Origin of the sequence: Paraburkholderia sp. BL21I4N1, assembly GCF_002973525.1 — a bacterium.
Lineage (GTDB): Bacteria > Pseudomonadota > Gammaproteobacteria > Burkholderiales > Burkholderiaceae > Paraburkholderia.
Map to the genome: position 1 here is coordinate 236,458 of NZ_PVEN01000007.1, position 26,055 is coordinate 262,512.

Here is a 26,055-nt window from a genome sequence, read left to right on the forward strand (position 1 = left end):
CCCCTCTGAAACGACGGGAACGAATCGCCATGTCAGACGAAACCGATGCTGCTGAAGACACGCAAGAGCAGGACGAACATAAAGAGCCGAAGGACGGAAAGAGCGCCGGATCGGACGACAGGAAAAACGACGACAGTGGCAAAGGCAACGACAGCGGCAAAGGCAACGGCGACGAAAAAAAACGCAAGAAGCCCAGCAAAAAGCCACTGATCATTCTCGCCATCGTGGTAATCGTGCTGGCGATCGTCGCGTTCATCTGGTGGTTCGCGACCCGCAACGAACTGACCACCGACGACGCCTACACCGACGGCAATGCGATCACCATGGCGCCGAAAGTCTCGGGCTACGTGGTGCAGCTCGCGGTCAACGACAACGTCTACGTCCACAAGGGCGATCTGCTGATCGTGATCGACAAGCGCGACTATCAGGCGCAAGTCGATCAGGCGCAGGCGCAGGTGGGCCTCGCGAAAGCGCAATTGAATGCCGCCCAGGTGCAGCTCGATATCGCGCGGGTTCAGTATCCGGCGCAATATCGTCAGGCTAAGGCGCAGACGTCGTCGGCGGAGGCGAATCTCAAACAGGCCCAAGCCGCGTATGTGCGCCAGCATGCGGTCGATCAACGCGCCACGTCGCAACAGAACGTCGACACTGCGGACGCGCAGCAGCAATCGGCCCACGCCAGCGTCGAGCAGGCGCGTGCGCAGCAGCAGACCGCGAGCCTGGTGCCGCAACAGATCCGCCAGACCCAAGCAACCGTCGAGGAACGCCGTCAGCAGGTGCAGCAAGCCGAGGCACAACTCGAACAGGCGCAACTGAATCTCTCTTACTGCGAGGTGCGCTCGCCGTCGGACGGCTGGATCACGCGACGCAATGTGCAGCTCGGCAGTTTTTTGCAGGCGGGCGTGTCACTGTTTTCGATCGTCACGCCGCAGGTATGGGTAACGGCGAACTTCAAGGAATCGCAACTCGAACGCATGCGGCCCGGCGACAAGGTCAAGGTCGAGGTCGACGCGTATCCGAATCTCGATCTGCACGGCCACGTGGACAGCGTGCAGCTTGGCAGCGGCTCGCGCTTCTCGGCCTTTCCGGCGGAGAACGCCACCGGTAACTTCGTGAAGATCGTGCAGCGTGTGCCGGTGAAAATCGTCATCGACGACGGCCTGCCACGCGATCAGCCGCTCGGGCTCGGCTTGTCGGTCACGCCGAAGGTATATCTGAAATGACGCGCGCTCTCTTTTCCACGTTGCGCTGCGCGTCGCCGAGTCTGCAACGGCGCGCTGGGATCGCGCTCAATCCAAGGCACGCGGCATGCTGGATAGACAGTCATGAAGGCCATATTCAGGGAGACCATCATGAACCGCTCCATCCGTTACCACGGCCCGCGTGTCCTCACCCGCCTGCTGGCCGCCTCGGTCTTGACCGTCGCCGGTGTACCTCTGGTGCAGGCGCAACAACCGTCCGCCGACACCCAGAACAACGGCACAACCACGCGCGCGGCGAAAAAAGCCGAGCTGAAGAAACTCGAGAAGAACGGCTATCAGCCGAGCGCCGACGACCCGCACTATCCGCAGGATATTCAGAACGCGGAGAAGAAAGCGAACGGCGGCGGCAATCCGACCGGTCCGATGCCAAGCGCGAACGGACAGAACTCGCAGTAAGCATTGCAGGGAAAGGTTCAGCGGGCGGGCTGTTTATCGGCTGGCCGATAAACCTTGCCCGCCGCGCCGCCCGCGCTTCGTTTAGCGCGGTGCGCCCATGAGTTCAGCCGACGCCAGCCAGGACCAGTCCAACTGGAAGCCGGCCGCCAACCCATGGCTGATTGCAATTGTCGTGACGCTAGCGGCGTTCATGGAGGTGCTCGATACGACCATCGTGAACGTAGCGTTGCCGCACATTGCCGGCACCATGTCGGCCAGTTACGACGAAGCCACGTGGACCCTCACCTCTTACCTCGTGGCCAACGGCATCGTGTTGCCGATCTCGGGTTTTCTCGGCCGGGCGATGGGCCGCAAGCGCTATTTCCTCGTCTGCATCATCGCCTTCACGATCTGTTCGTTCCTGTGCGGGATCGCTACCGATCTTTGGCAACTGATTGTCTTCCGCATTTTGCAGGGCTTTTTCGGCGGCGGATTGCAGCCGAATCAGCAGTCGATCATTCTCGACACCTTTCCGCCCGAACAACGCGGCCGCGCGTTTTCGATTTCGGCGGTGGCGATCGTCGTCGCGCCGGTGCTCGGGCCGACGCTCGGCGGCTGGATCACCGACAACTTTTCCTGGCGCTGGGTGTTCCTGCTCAATGTGCCGGTGGGCATTCTGACCTCGCTCGCGGTCATGCAACTGGTCGAGGACCCGCCGTGGAAAAAGAATGCCAACACGAAAGTGTCGATCGACTATATCGGCATCACGCTGATCGCGATCGGGCTCGGCTGTCTGCAGGTCATGCTCGATCGCGGCGAGGACGACGACTGGTTCTCGTCGAACTTCATCCGCATCTTTGCGGTGCTGGCGGTGGCGGGAATCGTCGGCGCGACGCTCTGGCTGCTGTACACGAAGAAACCCGTGGTCGATCTGCGCTGCCTGAAAGACCGCAATTTCGCGCTCGGCTGCATGACGATCGGCGCCTTCGCTACCGTGTTATACGGCAGCGCGGTGCTGGTGCCGCAGCTCGCGCAACAACAGCTCGGCTACACCGCGATGCTCGCGGGCCTGGTGCTATCGCCCGGCGCGGTGCTGATTACGCTGGAGATTCCGATCATCAGCAAACTGATGCCGTATATACAAACGCGTTTTCTGGTCGCGACGGGTTTCGCGCTGCTGGCCTGCGCGCTCGCCTATTCGCATCTGCTGGTGCCCAATATCGATTACGCGACGCTGGTGAAGATGCGCAGCGCGCAATCGCTCGCGATCGGCTTTCTGTTCGTGCCGATCACCACGCTCGCCTATCTGACCGTGCCGCCGAGTTTGAACGACGACGCGTCGGCGCTCTTCACGATGTTTCGCAACGTGGCGGGGTCGATCGGCATTTCGCTCTCCACCGCGCTGATCCGCGAGCGCACTCAGGCTCGCATGGCGCATCTCTCTGAACACATGTCCACGCTTTCGCAAAACTACAACGACGCCGTGCAGCGCAGCGCGAAAACCATCGCCGACATAACCGGCGTGCCGTTCGCGCAGGCCATGCAAACCGCCACCGGGCGCCTGTACACCGAGTTCATTTCGCAATCGACGATTCTCGCTTACGTCGACGTGTTCGCGATTCTCGCGGTGTTCTGCGCAATCTGCATTCCGATGACGTTCTTCTTTTCTCCGGCCAAAGCGGCCGGCGGTGCGGGAGGCCATTGAGATGACACATTCGCGTTTTGCGCCGAAACTCTCTGCGCTGTCTCTAGTCATGGTGCTGGCCGCTTGCAGCGTCGGGCCGGATTTTCATGCGCCGAATGCCGACGTACCGGCGCAATGGCGCGATCCGCAGCGCGCCACTGCTGCTTCTGCTGCTTCTGCTGCTTCTGCTGCCACTGGCACGCCCGCCTCCTCCGCGGTTGTGGCTTCCGTGCCAACGCTCGATACCGATCCCGATCCACGCTGGTGGCGCCATTTCAACGACCCGCTGCTCGACGCGCTGATCGGGCGCGCGGTACGCGGCAACCTGGATTTGCAGGAGGCCGTGTTGCGCATCGTCGAAGCCCGCACGCAGGTGCAAAGCGCCGCGGCTCAGGGACTGCCGGACGTCCGCGCGACCGGCAGCTACACGCGCGAACAGCTCGGCGTGAAGGGCTTTCTCGAATCGGATGGCGTGTACGACAAGGTCGACCAGCTCGGCGCGGCGAATTCGCCGGTCAACGCCATCGCGCCGGGCGCGGGCGCGACGCTGCAAAGCGGCGCCAACAACCTGCTGAACCAGCTGACCGCGCCGGTCAATCTCTGGCAAGCGGGTTTCGACGCGTCGTGGGAACTGGATCTGTTCGGCCGCGTGCGCCGCTCGGTCGAAGCCGCGAACGCGCAAACCGAAGCGGCCGAGGAAAGCCGCAACGACGCGCTCCTGTCGCTCGAAGCCGAAGTCGCGCAGACGTATATGCAATTGCGCGGCGCGCAGGCCTTGCACGAGATCACCGCGAGCCTCGTCGATCAGCAACGCGAGATCGTGACGTTGACGCAAAGCCAGGCGAAGGTGGGCCTCGCCAGCCAGATCGATGTCAAAAGCGCCGTCGCGCAACTCGCGCAAACCCAGGCGCAATTGCCGCAATTCGATCAGCAGATCGCCCAGGCGTTGAACGGTCTGGCGTATCTGGTGGGCGAGGCACCCGGCGCACTGGAAACGGAACTCGGCACGCCGGCCGCCGTGCCGCCGGTGCCGCCCACCGTGCCGGTGGGCCTACCGTCGACGCTGGCGCGACGTCGGCCGGATATTCGTCGCGCCGAGGCCAACCTGCATGCGGCGACGGCGAACGTCGGCGTGGCGGTCGCGCAGTTTTATCCGGACATCTCGTTGACCGGTCAGGTCGGCACGCGCGCGACGAATGCGAGCGACCTGTCGCGCTGGTCGCATCTGTTCTATTCGTTCGGCCCGAGCGTGTCGCTGCCGATTTTCCAGGGCGGCGCGCTAGTGTCGAATCTGCGGATGTCGAAAGCGCAACAGGCGGAGGCGGCGCTCGATTACCGCAAGACCGTGCTAACGGCGCTCCGCGACGTGGACAACGCGCTGGTGGTGTATCGCACCGATCAGACGCGACGCGACGCGCTGGGGGACAGCGTGGCCGCGCAACAGACCTCTTACGAACTGGCGCGCGACAGCTATCGTAAAGGGATCACCAGCTTCATCAATGTGCTCGACGCGGAGCGGCAACTGGCGCAGGCCCGGCAGCAATATGCGCAGGGCACCGTGCAGGTGAGCACCGATCTGGTGGCGTTATATAAGGCGCTGGGAGGTGGGTGGCAAGATGCAGCGGCGTCGATCGAGCATTAGCCGTCAGTGACCAGGCGTTTGACGCTAACGCTCCGGCGTTTCAGGTGGCACAGGGCCAGTCACCCCCAGTCACCCGTTGGCCACCGCCAGCGCTGCCTCTTCATTCGCGCTGTCGATACGCCGGCACGCGAGCAGCGCTTCCCGCAACGAGCCGGCGTAACACTCCGCGCCCATCGCGTTTTGCAGGTCCGCGCTCCACTTGCCCGTATCCTGCGCGCCCCACAAGCCGACGACGATATGCACATGCGGCAAGCGCGCGCGAAGCCGCCTGACCAGATAGCGCAAATGCGACGGAATGCCGTCGATCTGTAAATAAAGCAGGCAAACGATATCGACGTCGTCCGCGTCGAGCCGTTCGATCGCGGCGCGCGACACCGCCTCGTGCGGCAAGGTCCGCGAGACGAAGCCGTGCTTGCCGAGTAGCTGCAACAGAATCGTTGCCGCGAGCGGATCGAGGGGCCCGCGTCCGGGTAGGCAGAGCACGCGGCTTCGCGCCGGCTGGGCGATGTCGCCGGGGCGCTCCGCTTCAACGGCCACGGCGTTGTTGGTGGCTTCGGGCTCGTGCGGCGGCACGATTGGGCTCATCTCGCTCCACGTCTCCTCCACCACCGACGGCGCCGGCTCTTCGTCCTCGTAGCCGTCGAGGCCCTCCACCAGATCGTTGGTCGTCGATTCGATCCGCGCGAGTTGCGCCGCCGTCACACTGCCGCGCTCCACGTCGTTAGCCGCGAGCTGCAAGCCCTTGATCGTCACCTCGTCGTAGTACGCGGACAAGGACCGATCCCGCAGCAGAATCTCAGCCTGTTCGATCGCTTCGTCCGGATCGCCCGCAAGCGCACGCTGGTAGAAATTCTCGACCGGTGTCAGCGCCGGCTGGTCGCCGAGCAGCACGTCGAGAAACTCCAGACGCCTCACATGACGACCGAGCACCAGCAGGCACAACGTGAGTGGCGTCGACAGAATCAGCCCTATCGGCCCCCAGATCCAGCTCCAGAAAATCGCCGCGACGACCACCGAGAATGGCGAGAGCCCGGTGCTCCGTCCGTACAGCAACGGCTCGACCACCTGTCCGACCAGCAACTCGACGGTCGCGAACAGCGCCAGCGAGCCGATCGCCATCGCCCAGCCGGGACTCACCGCGGCCGCGAGCGCGGTGGCCAGCGTCGCCGAAATCCAGATGCCGACATACGGCACGAGCCGCAGCAGCGCGGCGAGAATGCCCCACAGAATCGGACTCGGCACGCCGATCAGAAACAGCCCCGCGCCGATCACCACGCCCACGCCCGCGTTCAGTCCCAGTTGCGAAACGAAATAGCGGCTCAGGCGTCCGGCGGCTTCATCCATCACCGTCGTCGTGCGATGCAAATCGCGCGAGCCGAACAGTCTGATCGCGCGATCACGCAGATCGTCACGCTGCAACAGGATCACGATCATCACGACGAACACGATGAACGCCGTTTCGAGCGGACTGATCGCGGGCGACAGGACCCGGCGCGCCAGTTCGAACGGCGTCGGAATCGGCGCACGCACTTCGACGGGCACGGCGGCCGGCACGTGCGCCGTGCCGGTCGCCGCGCCGCCGCGCGGCGGCTCCACCGGCGGCGGTTCACTGGTCACGCGTTGCAAGGCCTGACCCGCCGCTCCCGCAAAACGATCGAGCTTGCCGATCGTCAAGCTATGCACGGTGTCCATCTTGTGCTGAATGGTCGCCTGATAACGCGGCATGCCGGACGCGAGATCGGTCAACTGGGTGGCGATCAGCGTGCCGAGCAGGCCGATCACCGAGATCGACACCAGCACGGCCGCGAATACGGACGCGACGTGCCCTAGGCGTAGACGCGCCAGCGCGTCCACCAGCGGCGCGACCAGAAAGCTGAGCAGAATGGCGAGCGTGATTGGAATCAGCACCGCGCTCGCAAAGTACAGACAGGCGACAATCGCCATGCCGACCGCCAGCGCGATCAGACTGTCAATGCCAAAGGCGGCGGGCGGCGCCTGAATCCGGGTGGCGGGCCGCACGCCGCGTGGGTCGGGTAGGTCTTTCATTGCCAGCTACTTGGCGGGCTCCCTGACGGGTTCCTTGCCGGATTGCTTGCTGGGTGGCTCTTTTACGCCTTCATCGCCGTGTCCCGCTACCGGCTTGCTCTTGCCCTGTGGCGTGTTCTGCTCGACTTCGGCACGCGCCTGCTCCCAATACTCGTCAGGCGGGCCTTTCGTACCGGTGGCTTGCTCCCACAGATAATAGGCACGCTCGCGAATCTGTTCCTCTAGAGAGGAGGGTTCCTGTTCCATTTGATCACCTCGGTTAGACCTGACGAAAACCGTTGTCGGTTGAGCTGCGCGCGGACCGCACAACAACATCGGCGGCCGCGCGCAGTTAAAGGTCATCGAGCAAGCGCTATACCTGGCTGTTCAAATGGTTCGGGCGGTGCGCGTCGAATCAGTCATGCACCGTCACGCGGCGTCAGGCGTTTCGCTTTCGTCCGTGGTGAGCTGCTCTTCGAGGCGGTCGAACACGCGCTGCGTCGCGCGGCTCGGCGCTTCGAGCGCGAACAGCAACAGCGAGCGCGCTGTCACCTGGTACGCGTCGCCCGCGCTGAACTGCGGCAACTCGGCCCGCACGGGCATGTTGGTGTCCAGTAGACAGGTCCACTGATCGCCCTCGGGAATGTCGGGCAGCGTGAAATTGACGACGTCGTGATGGGCGTTCAGTACCAGCAGCAAGGTGGCGTCCGAAGCCGGCCGGCGAATCCCGCTCGCCTGCGCGCGGCCGTCGATCACGAGGCCGAAGCAGCGCATCGACGGATCGTCCCACTGTTCCTGCGATAGATCCGTGCCGTCGGGCGACAGCCAGCGCGCGTCGGTCACTTCCAGCGCCTCGTTGAACTCGCCGCTCAGAAAACGCCCGCGCCGCAGCACCGGCAAACGATGCCGCAACGTGGTCAGATTTTTCACGAACTCGGTGAGCGCGCGGCCGTCGTCGTCGATCGCATCCCAGTCGACCCAACTGATCTCGTTGTCCTGGCAATAGGCGTTGTTATTGCCCTGCTGCGTGCGGCCGAATTCGTCGCCCGCGAGAATCATCGGCGTGCCTTGCGACAGCAGCAGCGTGGCCAGCAGATTGCGTTTCTGGCGCTCGCGCTGCTGACGAATCTCGGCGTCGTCGGTCGGCCCTTCGGCGCCCATGTTCCACGACTTGTTGTCCGAGTGGCCGTCTTTGTTGTCCTCGCCGTTGGCCTCGTTGTGCTTGTCGTTGTACGAGACCAGATCGTTCAGCGTGAAGCCGTCGTGCGCGGCGACGAAATTCACGCTCGCCCACGGACGGCGTCCGCGATGATTGAACTTGTCGCCGGAACCCGTCAGCCGGGTGGCGAGATCGGCGACCTTGCCCTCGTCACCCTTCCAGTACTCGCGCACGGTATCGCGAAAGCGGTCGTTCCATTCCGCCCATCCCGGCGGAAAACCGCCCACCTGATAGCCGCCGGGGCCGCAGTCCCACGGCTCGGCGATCAGCCGCACGCTGGAGAGCACCGGGTCTTGCCGGCAGCTGTCGAGAAAGCCGCCGCCTTCGTCGAAGCCATGGGTTTCGCGGCCGAGAATCGTCGCGAGGTCGAAGCGGAAACCGTCCACCTTCATTTCCGTCACCCAGTAACGCAGGCTGTCGGTCACCATTTGCAGCACACGCGGATGCGACAGGTTCAACGTATTGCCGGTGCCGGTGTCGTTGATGTAATAGCGCGGTTCTTCAGGCATCAAACGGTAGTACGACGCGTTGTCGATGCCCTTGAACGAGATCGTCGGGCCTCGTTCGTTGCCTTCGGCGGTGTGGTTGTAGACCACGTCGAGAATGACTTCGAGATTATTGTTGTGAATGCGGTCGACCATTTCCTTGAACTCGGCCACCGAATCGGTCGACGACGCAAAGAAACGCGGATCGGCCGCGAAAAAGCCGATCGTGTTGTAACCCCAGTAGTTGGTGAGACCTTTATCGAGTAGATAACTGTCGTTGACGAAGGTCTGAATCGGCATCAATTCGATCGACGTCGCGCCGAGGTTGCGAATGTACTCGAGAACGGGCTGCTGGCCGAGACCGGCGAACGTGCCGCGAAGCGCCTCGGGTACCTCTGGATGACGTTTCGTAAAACCCCGCACGTGGGTTTCGTAGAAGATCACGCGCTCCCACGGCAACGCGTTGCGCTCCGGGTGACTCCACGAGAAATTCGCGTCGACCACTTTGCACTTCGGCACGAATGGCGCGCTGTCGCGCTCGTCGAACGATAGATCGCCCTCTTCCGAGCCGAGCGTATAGCCGAAGATTTCCGGCGCCCATTTGAGCTCGCCGATATGCGCCTTGGCATACGGATCGAGCAGCAGTTTGTTCGGATTGAAACGGTGGCCCTGTTCCGGTTCATAAGGGCCGTGTACGCGGTAACCGTAGATCGCACCGGGCTTGAGTCCCGGCACGAAAACATGCCACACCTCGTCGGTATATTCAGGCAGTTCGATGCGTTCGATTTCATCCGTACCGGTGTCGTCGAACAGACAGAGTTCGACCTTGGTGGCATGCGCCGAAAACAGCGCGAAGTTCACACCGTTGCCATTCCATGTCGCGCCGAGCGGGAACGGCGTGCCTTCGGCAATGCGCGTCGAGTAGTTGGCCTGGGATGACATAGCGTTTCCTGTGAAAGCATGAGCGCTTGCGCGCGAATTGGACTCGCTGGTGTAGCAACTTCCAGACCTGAGGGAGCGTGGCATGACCGCGGCACGACTCTTGCAGCCGGTCAGGTGGAATCCGATATCCGATTCATATGCGCCGCAACGAGCGCCCACACCATCAGGGAGAAAAACACATCATGCGCCAACTTCATCTCAAGTCGCTGGTGGCCTCCGCGCTGCTGCTCGGCACGCTGACAGGCTATGGCACCGCCTATGCGCAAGGGGCGCCGCAGGCGATTACGGAAAAACGCACGAACGTGGTCCAACTCGCAAGTGGTTATCGCGCATCGAAACTGAGCGGCGCCGACGTGTACAACCGGAATAAAGATACCATCGGCACGCTGGACGATCTGATCGTGTCGCCGAGCGGCGATCGCGGCACCTACGCGATTCTTTCCGTTGGCGGATTTCTTGGCATGGGCAAGCATCTGGTGGCCGTGCCGTTCAACGATCTGCAGATCGACAACCGCCGGGTCGTGCTACCGGACGCTACTAAAAAATCGCTCGAGGCGCTGCCGGAGTTCAAGTACGCGCCAGATTGAGCGATCTGTGAGGATCGCGGTTGGACTTTATTCTTCGTGCTTGATGTTCAGGCGTAATCGGGCTGCCGCGATCGACTGATGAAGCTTGGCCTGCAGGGTTTCCCGTGGGGGCAAAACGGTCAGATACTCCGCAACGTGGATGCCGCTCTTGTCGAGTTCGAGCTCAGCAGCACGTCCGACGACACACGCTGCTCCTGCCGCAATTGCGCGAGGTCGTGTCTTACAGCCTCATCGGGCCTCCGCGAAATCGCGGTGCGCTCGAATAGCATCGAACTGATGCGCTCCTGCAACTGTCGTGACGACCAGCGTTCGAGTCGGCACAATTCGAGGTAAAACTCGCGTTTCAGCGGATCTTCGATGTACAGGAGCGCCTTGATATGCGTCCAACTCAATTCTCTCCGCACCGCGGAGAGAATGTTGTCGTCAGGAAAAATCTCGGCGGCCCGCAGGCAATGACGCAACTGCTGCGCACTCCAGCCGCGGCCATATTCAGCGGTGAGGGTTCGCGCAAGCGATGCAATCACCCGCTGTCCGTACTCGGCACGCGCACCATTGAGCACCTCCGCGCGAATGCACCGTCCCACCTCCCAGTACAGCAGGGTTAGCTCTGCATTGACGGCGGCTGCGGCGCGCTCCCGTGCCGAATCGATCAGTTGCCGGACTTCGGAAAGTAGAGGGGCGCGCGTAAGGGCGCTCGGTGAGAACCGGACTTTCAACCACAAGCCGCCCTCACGACGGCCCGGCCGCATGCAGCGCCGCCGCCGACTCGAGCACTCGCAACAGCCGCTCAGGCGTCAACGGCTTCGCGCAATGCGCATCGAAACCGACCGCCTTGGCGCGCGCCCGGTCGTCGCGCGACGCGAAAGCGGTACACGCCACCAGTAACATATGCGAGGTGTCGGGATGCGCGCGCAAACGCCGCGCCAGTTCCAGCCCATCCAGCCCCGGCATCTTGATGTCCAGCACGACCGCAAACGGTTGCCATTCGCAGGCCATCTCGCACACGGCCAGCGGGTCTTCCAGCGCGCGGCATTCGAAACCGTCCGCGTTCAGCAGCATCTGCAAAGCCTCCGCCGCTTCGCGGTAGTCGTCCACCACCAGCACGCGACGATGCGAAGCCATGGCGTACTGAATCGGCCGCCACACCACGACGTCCTCGTTGTCGTCCATTCTGTCGTCGAGCCTCACCCTTTTCTCCTTGTTCTACCAGCGCCCTGTGCGCACAACCCGCGGCATGCGCGCAAGATTCGCTCCCGCGATCCGGCAATATGCGTCTCTCATCGGATGAACTCGCGGAGGCGGGTCACGTCGATAGCATGCAGTTAACTCGGGGCGCGTCAATAAAAGACAGCGGTGTTTCCAGGGTTTCCGCTCTGAGGGTTATCCCGCTCGATCGTCGATAAATCCTTTGAGCATAGCGAGCGTGTCAGCGTCGTCGATGGTTTTGTCGGACCGCCAGCGCAGCATGCGGGGAAAACGTACCGCGACGCCCGATTTATGACGCGGGCTAGCCTGAATACCTTCGAAGCCGATTTCAAACACAAGCGTGGGCGTGACGCTGCGCACGGGGCCGAATTTTTCGATCGTGGTCTTGCGTACGATCGCGTCGACCTGGCGCATTTCGTCGTCGGTCAGGCCGGAATACGCCTTCGCGAACGGCACGAGCGTGCGCATGCCGTTCGCTTCGTCCCACACCGCGAACGTGAAATCCGTGTAGAGACTCGCGCGGCGGCCGTGACCGCGTTGCGCATAGACCAGCACGGCGTCGACCGCGTACGGATCGATCTTCCACTTCCACCAGGTGCCCGATGCTTTGGTGCGGCCCACGCCGTACATCGAGTCGCGCTCTTTCAGCATCAGACCTTCCACACCGCGTGCGCGGCTGTCGTCGCGCAGTGCGGCGAGCGTCTGCCAGTCCGGCGCGTCGATCAAGGGCGACACGCGCAGCAGGTCGCGCGCCGGCGTGCCGTCGATCGACACGGCCAGCGCATCGAGTTGCACACGCCGTTGCGCGAGCGGCGTCGTGCGCAGATCCTTGCCTTGCCCTTCGAGCAGGTCGTAGGCAAGGAAGGTGGCGGGCGATTCGGCGAGAATCTTTTTGGTCAGCGTTTTACGTGCAATGCGCGGTTGCAGTCGCGCGAACGGCAAAGGCGCATTCGCGCCGGGCTGCCATGCAAGGATTTCGCCGTCGATCACGCAGCCGTCCGGCAACGCTTCGCCAAGCGCCGCGACTTCGGGAAAGCGGTCCGTGATCAACTCCTCGCCGCGCGACCACAGCCAGACGCGGCCCGCGCGTTTAACCAGCTGTGCGCGTATGCCGTCCCACTTCCATTCGATCTGCCACAGCGACGGCGCGCCGAGCGTCGCCGGATCGGCCTGTAACGGATGCGCGAGAAAAAACGGATACGGCAGGCCGAGATCGCTGTCGTGCCTGAACGGGTCGTGCTGCGCGTCGCTGTCTTTGTCCGTGGCCGGTGGCGCGATCAAACGCAGATAGCGCGCGGCATCGGGCTTCTGTTGCGAGTCTGTCCAGCCGACCATGCGTTGCGCGATCCGCTTGGGGTCGACGCCCGCCACCTCCGCCAACGCTCGCACCACCAGTTGCCGCGCCACGCCGACCCGAAAACCGCCGCCGATCAATTTGGTCAACAGAAAACGACCGCTCCAGTCGAGTTCATCCCAATAGCTGAGCAAACGTGTACGTAGTTCGTCGGGCGCGATGCCGCGCAGTGTCAGCACGCGTTGCTCGATCCATTGCGTAAGACCTAATTCGGAACTGCGTTGAGCAGGCGGCAAGATATGCGCGATGGTCTCGGCCAGATCGCCGACCGCGTGATACGACTCTTCGAATAGCCACGGCGGGAGGCCGGCCCGTTCGCGCGCGATCTCGGTCAACTGGCGGGTGGGCACCGATTGACGCGGCTTACCGCCGGCGAGCAAGTACGACGCCCACGCGGCGTCTTCCGGCGCGGCCACGGAGAAATAGGCGGTCAGCGCCTCGAGTTTGTCGTGTGTGGAGGTGCTGGCGTCGAGCGCCGTGTACAGGGCGGCGAAGCGTTTCATGGCGTGCTCGCGCTGGGGAGGGCATCACTGTCCTGCGCGGACGCCATTTCGTCCGCGCCCGCCGCATCCGCTTCGACCGTGTCGTCGCCGTATTGCGTTTCAAACGCGCCCGCTTCGAGTCCTTGCTCGCGCAACCAACGCACCATCGGTTCGACCGAACCATGCGTGACGATCACGCGGCCGGCCTGCGTCGCGTGAATCGCGTTTTGCAGGCTGGGCCAGTCGGCGTGATCCGACAGCACGAAGCCACGGTCGACGCCGCGTCGGCGGCGCGCGCCGCGCAGACGCATCCAGCCCGACGCGAACGCGTCGCTATAGTCGCCGAAGCGTTTGAGCCACGCGCTGCCTTGCGCGGACGGCGGCGCCACGATCAACGCCTCGCGGAACATCGCCTTGTCCTTGCGCTCGATTTCGCTAACCAGCCTGACCGGCGGTAAAAGCACGCCGGCTTCGCGATACGCGCGATTGAGCGGCTCGACGGCGCCATGACAGAAGATTGGGCCGATGGCCGCGTCGACGCTGGCCAGCACGCGCTGCGCCTTGCCGAACGAATAGCAGAACAGTACCGACGCGCGGCCTTCGGCGGCGTTGTGGCGCCACCAGGAATTGATGCCGTCGAACACGCTTTGCGGCGCGTCCCACCGGTAGATCGGCAGGCCGAAGGTCGACTCGGTGATGAACGTATCGCAGCGCACGGGTTCGAACGCGTCGCAGGTGGGATCGGGGTCGAGCTTGTAGTCGCCCGAGGCGACCCACACGCGCCCGGCGTGTTCGATCCGCACTTGCGCGGAACCCAACACATGGCCGGCGGGATGCAGCGAGACGACGGTGTCGCCGATCGTGAGACGTTCACCGTAAGCGAGCGTCTGCAGCGTAATGCCGGGCAAACGCGATAGCAGCACGTTGGCCCCAGCCCGCGCCGCAAGATAATGGCGATGACCGAAGCGTGCGTGGTCGGAATGCGCATGCGTGATCACGGCGCGATCGACCGGCCGCCATGGATCGATGAAGAAGTCGCCCGCCGCGCAGTACAACCCTTCGGGTCGCGCGACGACGAGGTCCGGCTTGTCGTCGTGAATCCGATCCTGCTTCACATGATGATTGTCAAACGCGTTAGTCAATCGCGGCTCCGTTGCGGTGGCTCCATCGGCCCGTTGCGAAATGCCTGCGACCGCCGCCACCGGTAAGGCTTGCTGCGCAGCGTCAAGCAAACTGTATTCCTGACGCGCACGCGGCGCGCGCCAAAATGACGTAGACAGCAAGGAAAGCACTGCCAGCCTGCTATCCACGCTCCATCAGGCATTTCACCCCCAGTATGGCTGCGTTCTTGCTTCAGTTCACGCAGCAGAGTTCAGCACGCCGGCCCGCATGGCATTCCGTCACCGTCCGCCCCGTGCGCCGCGAGGCCCTATGCAAATGCTCATCGACGAACACGCGCTATATGTCGCGAAACATCCCGGCAGCTTCGTGCTGCAAACGCTGAAGGCGTTCCGTGCGAACCAGGGCCTGCTGCTCGCGGGCGCGGTGGCGTATTACGCGCTGCTGTCCATCGTGCCCTTGCTGATTCTGATCGTGATCGTGCTGTCGCGGATGGTTCCGCAGCATGTGTTGCTGAACGCGCTCGGGCATCTTCTGCAATGGCTCGTGCCGGGTCAGTCGACGGCGCTGGTGCGTGAACTCGCGAATTTTCTGGCGCATCGCGCGGTGATCGGCTGGGTGTTGCTGGTGACGATGATTTTCTTCAGTTCGCTCGCATTCACCGTGCTCGAAAACGCGATGTCGTTGATCTTCGTTCATCGCGTGGTTGTCAGGCGGCGGCACTTTTTGCTGTCGGCGTTGCTGCCGTATTGCTACATCCTGTTTCTCGGCGTCGGCCTGCTGATCGTCACGTTCGTGTCGAGTGGCCTCGAAGCGATCGGTGCCGAAGGGGTCGATCTGTTCGGGCTGCACGTGTCGCTGCAAGGGCTCTCGCGAGTCGTGTTGTATCTGCTGGGCCTGGCCGGCGAAATCTTCGTGTTGACGTCGATCTATCTGGTCATGCCGGTCGGCAAGCCGTCGCTCAAGCATGCGCTGTTCGGCGGCGTGGTCGCGGCCGTTCTGTGGGAAATCACCCGTCATGTGCTGGTCTGGTATTTCGCCACGCTCTCGCAGGTCAGTGTGGTGTACGGCTCGTTGACCATGGCTATCGTGATCCTGTTCAGTCTCGAATGGCTCGCCACCCTGCTGCTGTTCGGCGCGCAGGTGATCTCCCAGTACGAACGCTTCGGACTCGAACCGGCCGACGCGCCCTTGCCCGCCATCAAAACCGGTTGAAGCCGTTTCATGAGGAACAGTCTGACGTCGTCAATGCGTATCGCATGAACGCGCGGCATGTCTGACGCTCACCCTCTCCAGGCCTGTCAATCCGGAACCAAACCGCGAGGCCGCCGTCACAAGCAGGTCCGGGTTCGCCGCGCCTGAACGCCTGTGGCTCGCCTACCGCCGCGATGCCTCATATGAGTGCCGACTTGCCGCGAGACTGCGGTAACATCCTTCGAAGCCGGCGGGCCTGGCGCAGTCGCCGCTTTACGCCCAGCAGGCTTCAGGACACCACGATGAGCATCGCGCAGCGCAACGAACTTCCGGCTACCGCCAGCGGCAAACGAACCACGACGCCGAGCATCCTCGCCTCGACCGGCCCACGGGTCCGATAACGCCCTATCAAGCATGGACCGCCCACAGCCTTCCGCCGACGCACTATTCGAGCACGCCGCTTGCGGCTTGCTGCTGACCGATCGCCATGGCCGTATGCTGCGCGTCAACGCGACCTTCTGCGATTGGCTCGGCTATGACGCAGCCGAACTCACCGACCTGAAACATTTGCACGATCTGCTGAGTGCCGGCGGCAAGGTGTTTTATCAAACGCATTGGGCGCCGCTGCTGCAACTGCAGGGTTCGGTGGCCGAGATCAAACTGAACATGGTGCACCGCGACGGCCACATGGTGCCGATGCTGCTCAATGCGACATGGCGCCGTCACGGCGACGCCGACTTCATCGAGATCGCGGTGCTGATCGTCGAGGATCGTCATAAGTACGAGCAGGAATTGCTACTCGCACGGCGCAATGCCGAAGCATCCGTGGCCGCGCATCAGCGCGCGCAACAGGAGTTGCAGGAAAGCCGCGACGTGTTGAGCCTGGCCATGCGCGGCGCGCGCATGGGCGCGTGGTCGCACGAGCCGAAGTCCGGCAAGTTCTGGTGGAGCCGCGAACTGGAAGCGCTCGCGGGCTACGCCGAAGGACGCTTCGCGAAGATGCCCGGCGGCTTCTTCGAACTGATTCATCCCGGCGACCTGATCGCGCTCAACGAGGCGGTGGAACGCGCGCTGGCGAGCAGCGACGACTATGTCGTGGAATTCCGCTTTCTGCATGCGAGCGGCGACTGGTGCTGGATGGAAGGCCGCGGCCGCGCGACCTATGACCGCCAGGGCGAGCCGCTGACCGTCTACGGCCTCGGCATCGACATTACCGAGCGCAAGGAAGCGCAGACCGTGCTGCTGCGCCAGGCGGCGATTTTCGAGCACCTGAGCGACGCGATCGTTATTACCGATCTGCGCGGCAATATCACCGACTTCAACGTGGGCGGCGAGCGCATGCTGGGTTATCGGCGACGCGAAATTCTCGGCAAGCCCGTCACGATGTTCCACTCGCAGCACGAGGCATTGCGGATTCGCCGCGAGGCCTTCGCCGCGCTCGCCGCCGACGGCACCTGGCGCGGCGAATTGCCGTTCGTGCGCCGCGATGGCTCGCGCGGCGTGTGCGACACCGTCGTGAAACCGCTGGCGAATGCGCGCGGCGACATCTACGGCGCCGTGTGCGTGAGCCGCGACATCACCGAACGCCGGCGCGCCGAGCAGCAATTGCAGCGGTTGAATCTCGAACTCTCGAAAGCCGATCGTCGCAAGGACGAATTTCTGGCGACGCTCGCGCATGAGTTGCGCAATCCGCTCGCGCCGATGCGCAACGTGCTGGAAATTTTGCGGCTCAAGGAATTTGCCGATCCGCAGCTGAACTGGTCGCGCGACGTGTTCGACCGGCAGTTGCAACATATGACGCATCTGGTCGACGACCTGCTGGAAGTCTCGCGCATCACGCAGGGCAAGTTGGAGTTGCGCAAGCAACGCCTCGAACTCGCCCGCGCAATGCAATCGGCCATGGAAGCGGCACGGCCCACCGTGCAGGCTTCATCGCATCATCTGAGCGTGACGCTGCCGCGCGAAGCGCTTTATCTCGACGCCGACCCCACGCGCCTTTCGCAGATGATATTGAACCTGCTGAACAACGCGGCCAAGTACACGCCGCCGGGCGGACGCATCTCGCTCGCCGCCGAGCGTGAAGGCGATGAGGCGGTGATCGTGGTGCGCGATTCCGGCATCGGCATTCCCCACGAGCATCTGGACAGCGTATTCGAAATGTTCTCGCAACTGGCGCCCGCGCTCGACCGCTCGCAAGGCGGCCTCGGCATTGGTCTCGCGCTGGTGCGCGGGCTCGCGGAATTGCACGGCGGCACGGTCGCGGCGTTCAGCGACGGCGCGGGCGCCGGCAGCGAATTCATGATCCGCCTGCCGCTGTCGCGCGCCGCGTCCGCACCGGCCGACCACACCCTGCCCGAGCCCACGCGCGTGGCCGGCCTGCGGGTCGTGATCGTCGACGACAACGCGGATGCGGCGGACAGTCTCGCGATGGTGCTCGAACTCGAAGGCCACGAAGTGCGCACGGCCGGCGACGGCCTCGCGGGGCTGGCGTTGATCGGTGAATTCGCGCCGCACGCGGTGATTCTCGATATCGGGTTGCCAAGGCTCAATGGCTACGAAGTCGCGCGACGGGTTCGTCGCGAGTACGGCGGTGCGAGCATCTTGCTGATCGCGGTGACGGGCTGGGGACAGCAGCAGGACAAACAGACCGCGGTGGAAGCGGGCTTCGATCATCACTTCACGAAACCGGTCGACCCGCGCGAGTTGCAGCAGGTGTTGGGACGGCAGCGGGTTTGAGCCCGGCCGGCAGCCCTTGTTAAACTGATGCGCTCGCTTCCCGCCCGCCATCCATGTTCAACGACTTCGCCGCCTTCCCGATCACGTATGCCCCGTCATGCCGCGGGGTGCTCGCTCATGCTTGACCCGACTCAGATTACCCGCAGCCTCGCCGCGCGCGGCATCGAGCCCGACGCCACCCAGCGCGATGCGATCGCGGCGCTCGTCGCGCTGCTGCATTCGCAGGCTCGGGGTGAGAAGGTCAACGCCGCGTCGGAGCGTCAGGGCGTCTATTGTCACGGCCTGCCGGGTCGCGGCAAAAGCCTCGTGGTCGACACCGTGTTCGAACTGGCTACCTGCGGCAAGCGGCGTTTGCACTTCCACGAATTCCTTCGCGAGATGAACCGGCGGCTTGTCAGCGAACCGCGCGGCGACGATCGGCTCGGTTCGGTCTCGCGGCAGTGGCTCGACGGGATCGACTTGCTGTGCTTCGACGAGTTCCATGTGCACGATATCGCCGACGCGTTCCTGATGGGCCGTTTCCTCGACACCGCGATCGGCCTCGGCGCACGCATCGTGCTGACCTCGAATTACGCGCCTGATGCGCTACTGTCCGACCCGGAGTTTCACGACCGCTTTCTGCCGACCATCGAACAGATCGAGCGCTGCTTCACCGTGATCCATTTCGACGGCACGCGTGACTATCGTTTCGGTGGTGAAGAAGCCGAGGCGCCGCGTTTCTTCGCGCCGCTCGACCCGTCTAATCACCACGCGCTGCGGCAGATTTTCGTGCGCCATGAAGGCGGCGATGCGAGCCTCGAACCGGTCACGCTGAGCGCGGCGGGCCGGCCGCTCACCGCCCGCGCGGCAGGCGCCGCTTTGCTGTGGGCGGACTTCGAGAGCCTGTGCGTGGCGAGCCGTTCGCACCTCGACTATCTCGATCTCGCCGGGCAATGGCATGGGCTGATTCTCGACAACCTGCATACCGACTGGCTCACGAAATCGCACACGCTGCAGCGACTGGTTTGGCTGGTCGATATTTTCTATGACCGTAAGCGGGCGCTGTTCATCGCGTCCGATCGGCCGATCGAAGCGGCGCTCGCCGGGCTGGAAGGCGCGCACGATCTGTCGCGAACGTTGAGCCGGCTCGCCGAGATGCAGTCGCGCGCGTACCGGAGCACGCTTGACGATGCTGCCGATGGCCTCGGGCAGACCGCGGCCGAACGTTGACTCGCGCGAAGCGGCGGAGCGCGAGCGGTCGGCTCGGCCATCTCGTGCAGCGCGTGCCACGTTCCTGCAAATCTTGCAACGCAACGGCAGATTTTGCGCGGCGGCGCAACACGCACCGGTCATGCGTGAAGCCCCTATTCATCGGCTGAAACAACGAATCGACCGCGCCCATGCGAGGCGCGGGAATGCGCCCTGCTACCGGCGTTGCGGGCTCATTCTTCAGCGGATTACGCTCCGCCTTTCTCGTTGCCATGATCAGAACCGCTTCTGTCGCCGCGGCACTTTGCGCGGCCTGCCTCACGTCGGCCTGTGTGCATATCGGACCCTCGCGCCTCAAAGCCGACCAGGTCGACTACGCCCGCGCGCTAGGCGACGCCAAGAAACGCGAGATTCTCGCCGCCGTGGTCGGCCTGCGTTACGGCGATGCCCCCGCCTTCCTGACCGTCAGCAGCATCATCGCCGCCTACACGTTCGACACCACCGCCGGCGCCACCGCCAACGCCGGTTCCGGCAGCCAGCCGAGCTACGCGCTCGCCACCGGCAGCGTGTCCTATTCGAATCATCCAACCTTCACGTTCACGCCGACCACCGGCGAGGCATTCGCGTCCGCGTACATCCGGCCGCTCGCGCCGTCGCTGGTATTGCCGCTTGCCGAAGGCGGCATCCCGATCGATCTGTTGCTGCGTATCACCGCGCAATCGGTAGGCGGCTTGCAGAACGGCAACGCACTTGGCGGCGAAAACAGCGCGGGCGCGCCGGGCTTCTTCGAGTTGCTGCAAGCGCTGCGCCGTCTGCAGCTCGCGGGCGAACTGAATGTCGAGTCGCGCCAGGCCGACAGCAAGAGCGGCCAGATGGGCGTGTATCTGGTAATGGGCGCGGCCACCAGCGGCGAGTCGCCGCAAACCGGCGCGGATCTCGCGCGGGTGCGCAAGCTGCTGCATCTGTCTTCGGCGACGCGCACGTATGAGATCGTCTACGGGCCGTCGTCGTCATCGAAAAAGGGCGACAGTATTCCGATGGTGACGCGTTCGGTGCTCGGCATTCTGAGCGACCTGGGCGCGCAGGTGCAGGTGCCCGTCGCGCGCATCGACGATGGGTCGACCAAGCCGACCGTCGGTCTGATCGGCGGCGAGACGCGGCCGACGATCATCGTCCATTCCGGCAAGACGCCGCCCGACGACGTGTATGTGATGATTGCTTATGGCCCGTCCGTGTATTGGGTGGACCGCAACGACTTCGATTCGAAATACGCGTTCACTGTCGTGCAGAATCTGATGGCACTGGCCGAGGCGGATACGAGCAGCAAGGCGCCGGTGGTGACGATTCCGGCAAATTGACGGGGAGCGCGGGTGTGTTGAAACCGCGGTTGCCGGCATGACATAAAAAACCGGCGGTTTCTACGCCGCCGGTTTTGTACTGCGTGTCGTGCGGATCGAAGCGCACCGAATTACCCCGTCAGGAAGCGCCTAACTCCGCTTTCCCTGCGCCCTCGCAATCTGCTGCTTCGCCGCCTCATACACGTGCTCCGGCGTAAAGCCGAATTTTTTCTTCAGATCGGCGAGCGGCGCGGACGCGCCGAACGTATGCATCACCACCTGCGCGCCGTGCCGGCCCACATAACGATCCCAGCCCAGCGTCGCCGCCTGCTCCACCGCCACACGCGCCACCACGTCGTCCGGTAGTACCTCGTCCTGATACGCCTCGTCCTGACGCTCGAACACATCCCACGACGGCATCGACACCACGCGCGCCGCGATGCCCTCGCTTCTGAGCTTTTCGTAGACGTCGACGCATACCGACAATTCGCTGCCGGTCGCCATCAGGATCACTTGCGGCTTCTGCCCGTCGGGTGCATCGGCGAGCACGTAGGCGCCCTTCCGCACGCCCTGCGCGGACGCATAACGGCTGCGGTCGAGCGTCGGCAACGCCTGACGCGACACGACGATGCACGACGGCCGCCGCGGATGCGACAGCGCCACGCGCCACGCCTCGGCCACTTCGTTGGCGTCGCCGGGACGCAGCACGGTGAGCCCCGGCACGCCACGCAGCGACGCCAGTTGTTCGATCGGTTGATGGGTCGGACCGTCTTCGCCGACGCCGATCGAATCGTGCGTGAAGACGTAGATCGCCGGCACTTCCATGATGGCCGACAAACGAATCGGCGGCTTCATATAGTCGCTAAAGATCAGGAAGGTCGAGCCGAACGGCCGCAAGTTCGACAGCGCGAGGCCGTTGACCGCCGCGCCCATGGCATGTTCGCGAATGCCGAAGTGCAGATTGCAGCCGCCGTAGTTATCCGCTTCGAAGCTGCCCGCCCCTTCGAATTTCAGATTGGTCTTGGTGGACGGCGACAGATCCGCCGCGCCGCCTATCATCCACGGCACACGCGCGGCGATGGCGTTGAGCACCTTGCCCGACGAATCGCGCGACGCGAGGCCTTTCGGGTCCGCCTCGAAAGTGGGAATGTCGCTGTCCCAGCCGGTGGGCAATTCGTGCGCCTCGATCAACGCGAATTCACGCGCGAGTTCCGGATACTGCTTGTTATACGCATCGTGCCTGGCGAGCCATTCGGCGCGCGCCGCCTTGCCGCGTGCGCCGATGCCTTGCGCGAAACGTTCGTGCACGCCGTCCGGCACGTAGAAGAATTTGTCTTCGGGCCAACCGTACGCCTTCTTGGTTAGCGCAACCTCTTCGACGCCGAGCGCTTCACCATGCGCCGCCGACGTGTCCTGCTTATGCGGCGAACCCCAACCGATAATGCTGTGCACCACGATCAGCGTCGGCCGGTCCGTGATGCTTTTCGCCTCGACGAACGCGGCTTCGAGCGCGGCGGCGTCGTTCGCGTCGTTGACGTGCAGCGTGTGCCAGTTGTAACCGCGAAAGCGGCTCTCCACGTCGTCGCTATACGCAAGGTCGGTGTGGCCTTCAATCGTGACGCGATTGCTGTCGTAGATCCAGATCAGGTTCGACAGTTTCAGGTGTCCCGCGAGCGATGCCGCTTCGTGCGAGATGCCTTCCATCATGTCGCCATCGCCGCATAACGCGTACACGCGGTAGTCGAATAGCGGCGCATCCGGCTGGTTGAAGCGGCTCTCGTACCAGCGCGCGGCCATTGCCATGCCGACGCTGTTGCCGAGCCCTTGGCCGAGCGGCCCCGTAGTCGTTTCCACGCCAGTGGTCATGCGGTACTCGGGATGGCCCGGCGTCTTACTGCCGAGTTGGCGAAAGTGTTCGATATCGTCCAGCGATACCGCGGGGCCACCGGTCGCGTGGCCTTCTTCGTCCACGGCCTTGACTTTGGCCAGATGCAGCAGCGAGTACAGCAGCATCGACGCATGCCCCACCGACAGCACGAAGCGGTCGCGATTCGGCCACAACGGCTCGTCCGGATCGTAACGCAGATGGTTTTGCCACAGATGGTAAGCAACCGGCGCCAGCGCCATCGGCGTGCCGGGGTGACCGGAATTGGCCTTTTGCACGGCGTCCATGGCCAGCGTGCGAATCGTGTTGATGCACAACTGGTCGAGGGCGGGATCGTTTTGCATGGGGACACTCCTTGTTCGGCGGTTGGGAACATGGCCGGCATGCCGCGCCGTTTCAGCGATTCGGCGAGCGTGGCCGGTGGTGGTGTTCAGGGGATGACGCAGGGAAACCGCACAGGCTCACCGATGATGCGCCGATGCGCGCGATTCTGCACGCTAGTTGCCAGGCGGGCACGATAATCGGCGCCATACCGGCGATGGATCTTTCAGGACGCTTGCGGTGTCGACTTCGACGCAACGCTCGACACCGAGGCACCCGTCACTGCGCTTCAAGCGGCATGCAACCAGAACTCGACCAGCGGGCCGAGTTGGCCGTCGATCGGATCCAATGGCGGGAACGGCAACGCGTTCATCGCGGTCATTTCTTGCGGCGTGAGCGCTTCGCGACGGATGTCCCACTGCTGCCCCTGCGGATAACCGCCCACCACCTAAAAATGCCGCGCGAACGATTGCAGGCAATGGCCGGTCCCGGCGGGCAGCAGCAACGCATCGCCCGCGGACACGGTCACTACCCTACCGCCCGGACCGCCGACGATCACCTGCGCGGAACCGTCCGCGACGCCGAGCACCTCGTGCGCGGTGGCGTGGAAATGGTGATAGTCGAAGATGCCGTCGCGCCATTGCGGCGGCCAATCGTTGCGCTCGAACAGAATCTCGAAGGCCGCGGCAAGGTCGCCGCTATCGGGCAAAAGTGCCCGGCGATAAATCACGACCGGTAGTTTGTGGTTGTTCGGCACCCAGTCGTGCGGCTCCAGCATGAAGGCTTCGTACTCGGTCTGCGCCGCGTCGAAACCGTGCTTCGAATCGTTGAACATGGTTCGCTCCTGTGCGTACGGGTGCGGGTGCGGGTGCGGGGGCCTTATGGCGGGTGGCGCAGCGCCGCCTACTCCTTGCGTTGTGACTCGCGGCCGCCACCGCCTGGAGGCTCGCCGTGAGCGCCGGTGCCGAGCGGCACTTCGGCGGTCTGCGCGGCATGCTCCGATGAACGCGGCGGATTGGTGGCCTTATCGACGCCGGTCTGCTCGACTGGTTCGATGCCGAGCGGGCTCGGTTCGACGTAATGCGTGCCGCTCGGTTTGTTGCGCTGTTTCGTTTCCGGCGACACGTTCCATACGTTGGTCGTCCTGGCGGGAAGGCCTTGCCGGCTTTCGCCATTGTCGGGCTGATCGCTATTAGCGCTTTCGCGGTGCTGCGCGTCGTTCTGTTGCATGTCGTTCTCCTTGACTCGCCTGTCGGCTACCTGATGGGTGCAGCAACAACCGGTCCGCGACCGTGGACCATGCGTTGAGCGGCTTCGCGCAGTGTTTCCGCCGATTCGGTCCGCACGGCCGGTGCGGCTCGGAAAGCGGAGGTCCCGGTCATTTTTGTAAAAAGGAGAACGTCATGGCGAGCGCGACGATTCGTGTGTCCGACGTCATGGTTCCGGGGCCGCGCGATCGGCGGCCACGATCTCGCGACCATAGTCGATCGCGGCACGGCGCGCCTCGTCGGCGGTCGCGTAAGGACCGATCTCGGGGGCGCCATCGAATGGAAACAGGAGTCTCCTGTCTGCTTTTCTGACTACCTTCAGCCCACCTACGTAACGGCCGTCGCCTGTTCCGTGATAGCTCGCGTAAATCTCGAAGTCATCGTCAGCAACGTCGGCCTTATGTCGCGCCATGTATCTATCCCTTATCCCTGCACTCGTGGTGCGTCCCTGTGCGTGTCGTCCTGCGACACGTTGTGAATGGGGGCGAGCAAGCACCGTTCCACGCGACGGTGAAGGGCGTAGGTGGTTGGGCGGGTAATTCGGCAGGGGTGGATGATTAAGCGGATTTCGGATCCGCGATCACGGTGGGGGTGGCTGGGGAATTGCCCCGATCTGTTGTTGGGTAAGTGGTCGCCGTCGCCGCGGAATGCGGCGTGCGCATCGCTGGACCGGATCAGCTTCGTAGGCCTGCTCGCGCCCTCCAGGCAGGTCGTTACCATCGCCGCCAGTCGTCGTTTTGTCGCCTTTCACAATGTCGAAGCGCCGCATCGTTGGCCTCTCCGGTTAGATCTCGCCCGGTTTCACGCGAAGACTGTTCAGCAATGTGTCCCAGAGCTGAAGCGCTCCAGACTCATCGAGCGGCGAGGTGGCCTGATCTGGCGGAAAATCGTCGCGCGGCGACGTACCCAGCAACAACTCTATCGATGTATGCGGTTGTGCCGGCGTGGCCGGATTGCCCGGCGCGAGCAGATAGAAGCGATAGACCGTGACCGCCCCGTCCTTGAGCGCGAATAGCACTTCTTCGGCATCCATGCCAGCGATCGGTCGCTTGCCCTTGCGCAGGATGTGATAGCTGCCGGGCATACGATTAAGTTTTGCGCGCAGTTCGGACAGGTTTTTGGTGAGCGGCTGACCCTGATCATAGTCCATCGAATCGCGCATCTTGATGAGCAGTAACGCGGGGCGCGGTGGCATCAGCGCAAACGACTGGCTGACTTCTTCCGTATGGACATTTGAACCGGTAACGATTCCTCCGTCGATACAGAAACCGGATTCTGTCGGTACGGTCCAGTTGTCGCGCGCCTTGAAGCGTCTGTAGGTGTCGTTGTAGATGTTCTCAGAGTCGTCAAGGCCAGACGATCCGATACCGCCCGTCGTATGGAAGAGCGTGTGATCCGCAAAGATATAGCCCTCCGAGTTGAACGGCAATTGAATTGCCTTCGCCACCCCTTCCTGGTAGATAAAAACCCGTGAGTCTTTGACTGGCGAGAATGCCTTTTCCAGCCATGCATGCCCTGTCCTCTCACTTAGATTGACAGGATTTACGCGCTGCCTGGTACGCAATTCACTCTCCCTCGCGTCGACTTTCTCCCGATAGGCATCAAGTGATACGTTGTGAGTCGTTACGAGCTTGTCCCCTCTGTACACGTAACTCTCATTTGAGATCTCGCTTATGGCGGGCCGATCGAACACGAGACGGCCGACACACCACGGACGTGCTTTGGATAGCGGGGAATTATTCAT

At 63.4% G+C, this 26,055-nt stretch carries 20 protein-coding genes and 1 pseudogene; 9 read left to right on the forward strand and 12 right to left on the reverse strand.

Annotated elements, in window-relative coordinates; all coding sequences use genetic code 11:
• Window positions 1–29: 29 nt before the first annotated feature.
• From B0G83_RS19980 to B0G83_RS19995, 4 genes are all read left to right on the forward strand, one after another.
• On the forward strand, window positions 30–1,223 hold the full coding sequence (locus B0G83_RS19980) for an HlyD family secretion protein (protein WP_105509122.1): 1,194 nt from the start codon (window positions 30–32) through the stop codon (window positions 1,221–1,223).
• A 129-nt stretch (window positions 1,224–1,352) separates the two neighbouring features.
• Window positions 1,353–1,658, forward strand: a complete 306-nt coding sequence (locus B0G83_RS19985) for a DUF4148 domain-containing protein (RefSeq protein WP_181156971.1) — start codon at window positions 1,353–1,355, stop codon at window positions 1,656–1,658.
• Between the two features lie 97 nt (window positions 1,659–1,755).
• Window positions 1,756–3,342, forward strand: a complete 1,587-nt coding sequence (locus B0G83_RS19990) for a DHA2 family efflux MFS transporter permease subunit (protein WP_105509124.1) — start codon at window positions 1,756–1,758, stop codon at window positions 3,340–3,342.
• 1 nt (window position 3,343) lies between these two features.
• Window positions 3,344–4,963 (forward strand): efflux transporter outer membrane subunit, encoded by a 1,620-nt coding sequence (locus B0G83_RS19995; protein ID WP_105509125.1) that lies wholly within the window; start codon window positions 3,344–3,346, stop codon window positions 4,961–4,963.
• A gap of 69 nt (window positions 4,964–5,032) precedes the next feature.
• Here the strand turns inward: B0G83_RS19995 and B0G83_RS20000 are convergent, their stop codons facing one another.
• The 3 genes from B0G83_RS20000 to glgX form a co-directional block, all read right to left on the reverse strand.
• Window positions 5,033–7,009, reverse strand: a complete 1,977-nt coding sequence (locus B0G83_RS20000; RefSeq protein WP_105509126.1) for an AI-2E family transporter — start codon at window positions 7,007–7,009, stop codon at window positions 5,033–5,035.
• A gap of 6 nt (window positions 7,010–7,015) precedes the next feature.
• Complete coding sequence (locus tag B0G83_RS20005) at window positions 7,016–7,255, reverse strand: DUF2934 domain-containing protein (RefSeq protein WP_105509127.1); 240 nt, start codon at window positions 7,253–7,255, stop codon at window positions 7,016–7,018.
• 162 nt (window positions 7,256–7,417) lie between these two features.
• Complete coding sequence (gene glgX, locus B0G83_RS20010; RefSeq protein ID WP_105509128.1) at window positions 7,418–9,634, reverse strand: glycogen debranching protein GlgX; 2,217 nt, start codon at window positions 9,632–9,634, stop codon at window positions 7,418–7,420.
• 182 nt (window positions 9,635–9,816) lie between these two features.
• On the opposite strand from glgX, the gene B0G83_RS20015 reads away from it, so the two are divergent.
• Window positions 9,817–10,221: a PRC-barrel domain-containing protein gene (locus B0G83_RS20015; protein ID WP_181156973.1), complete on the forward strand. Its 405-nt coding sequence runs from the start codon at window positions 9,817–9,819 to the stop codon at window positions 10,219–10,221.
• A gap of 119 nt (window positions 10,222–10,340) precedes the next feature.
• Here B0G83_RS20015 and B0G83_RS20020 read toward each other — a convergent pair whose 3' ends face one another.
• From B0G83_RS20020 to B0G83_RS20035, 4 genes are all read right to left on the reverse strand, one after another.
• The gene (locus B0G83_RS20020) at window positions 10,341–10,970 is read right to left on the reverse strand and encodes a DUF1016 N-terminal domain-containing protein (protein WP_258167995.1); all 630 of its coding nucleotides are present in this window, start codon (window positions 10,968–10,970) and stop codon (window positions 10,341–10,343) included.
• Window positions 10,951–11,409, reverse strand: a complete 459-nt coding sequence (locus B0G83_RS20025) for a response regulator (RefSeq protein WP_105509129.1) — start codon at window positions 11,407–11,409, stop codon at window positions 10,951–10,953. The genes B0G83_RS20020 and B0G83_RS20025 overlap by 20 nt, the downstream gene beginning before the upstream one ends.
• Window positions 11,410–11,601: 192 nt before the next feature.
• Window positions 11,602–13,284 (reverse strand): ATP-dependent DNA ligase, encoded by a 1,683-nt coding sequence (locus tag B0G83_RS20030; RefSeq protein ID WP_105509130.1) that lies wholly within the window; start codon window positions 13,282–13,284, stop codon window positions 11,602–11,604.
• Entirely contained in the window at window positions 13,281–14,405 is a 1,125-nt protein-coding gene (locus tag B0G83_RS20035; RefSeq protein WP_258167996.1) for a ligase-associated DNA damage response exonuclease, read from the reverse strand. The genes B0G83_RS20030 and B0G83_RS20035 overlap by 4 nt, the downstream gene beginning before the upstream one ends.
• 289 nt (window positions 14,406–14,694) lie before the next feature.
• Here B0G83_RS20035 and B0G83_RS20040 point away from each other — a divergent pair, with 289 nt between their 5' ends.
• The 4 genes from B0G83_RS20040 (at window position 14,695) to B0G83_RS20055 (ending at window position 20,858) form a co-directional block, all read left to right on the forward strand.
• A complete protein-coding gene (locus B0G83_RS20040) occupies window positions 14,695–15,597 on the forward strand; it encodes a YihY/virulence factor BrkB family protein (protein ID WP_105509131.1) in 903 nt (300 codons plus the stop codon).
• A 393-nt stretch (window positions 15,598–15,990) separates the two neighbouring features.
• Window positions 15,991–18,312 (forward strand): PAS domain S-box protein, encoded by a 2,322-nt coding sequence (locus B0G83_RS20045; RefSeq protein ID WP_105509132.1) that lies wholly within the window; start codon window positions 15,991–15,993, stop codon window positions 18,310–18,312.
• 117 nt (window positions 18,313–18,429) lie between these two features.
• On the forward strand, window positions 18,430–19,521 hold the full coding sequence (gene zapE / locus B0G83_RS20050) for a cell division protein ZapE (RefSeq protein ID WP_105509133.1): 1,092 nt from the start codon (window positions 18,430–18,432) through the stop codon (window positions 19,519–19,521).
• A gap of 251 nt (window positions 19,522–19,772) precedes the next feature.
• Complete coding sequence (locus B0G83_RS20055; protein ID WP_105509134.1) at window positions 19,773–20,858, forward strand: hypothetical protein; 1,086 nt, start codon at window positions 19,773–19,775, stop codon at window positions 20,856–20,858.
• A gap of 129 nt (window positions 20,859–20,987) precedes the next feature.
• Here B0G83_RS20055 and tkt read toward each other — a convergent pair whose 3' ends face one another.
• The 5 genes and pseudogenes from tkt to B0G83_RS20085 form a co-directional block, all read right to left on the reverse strand.
• Window positions 20,988–23,066, reverse strand: a complete 2,079-nt coding sequence (gene tkt, locus B0G83_RS20060) for a transketolase (RefSeq protein ID WP_105509135.1) — start codon at window positions 23,064–23,066, stop codon at window positions 20,988–20,990.
• 266 nt (window positions 23,067–23,332) lie between these two features.
• Window positions 23,333–23,878 (reverse strand): annotated as a pseudogene (locus B0G83_RS20065) (cupin).
• A gap of 68 nt (window positions 23,879–23,946) precedes the next feature.
• Window positions 23,947–24,273: a hypothetical protein gene (locus tag B0G83_RS20070; protein WP_258167997.1), complete on the reverse strand. Its 327-nt coding sequence runs from the start codon at window positions 24,271–24,273 to the stop codon at window positions 23,947–23,949.
• Between the two features lie 204 nt (window positions 24,274–24,477).
• Window positions 24,478–24,723 carry a DUF6723 family protein gene (locus B0G83_RS20075; RefSeq protein ID WP_105509136.1) on the reverse strand — a complete coding sequence of 82 codons (246 nt, stop codon included), beginning with the start codon at window positions 24,721–24,723 and terminating at the stop codon, window positions 24,478–24,480.
• Window positions 24,724–25,095: 372 nt separating this feature from the next.
• A complete protein-coding gene (locus B0G83_RS20085) occupies window positions 25,096–26,055 on the reverse strand; it encodes a T6SS immunity protein Tli4 family protein (RefSeq protein WP_105509137.1) in 960 nt (319 codons plus the stop codon).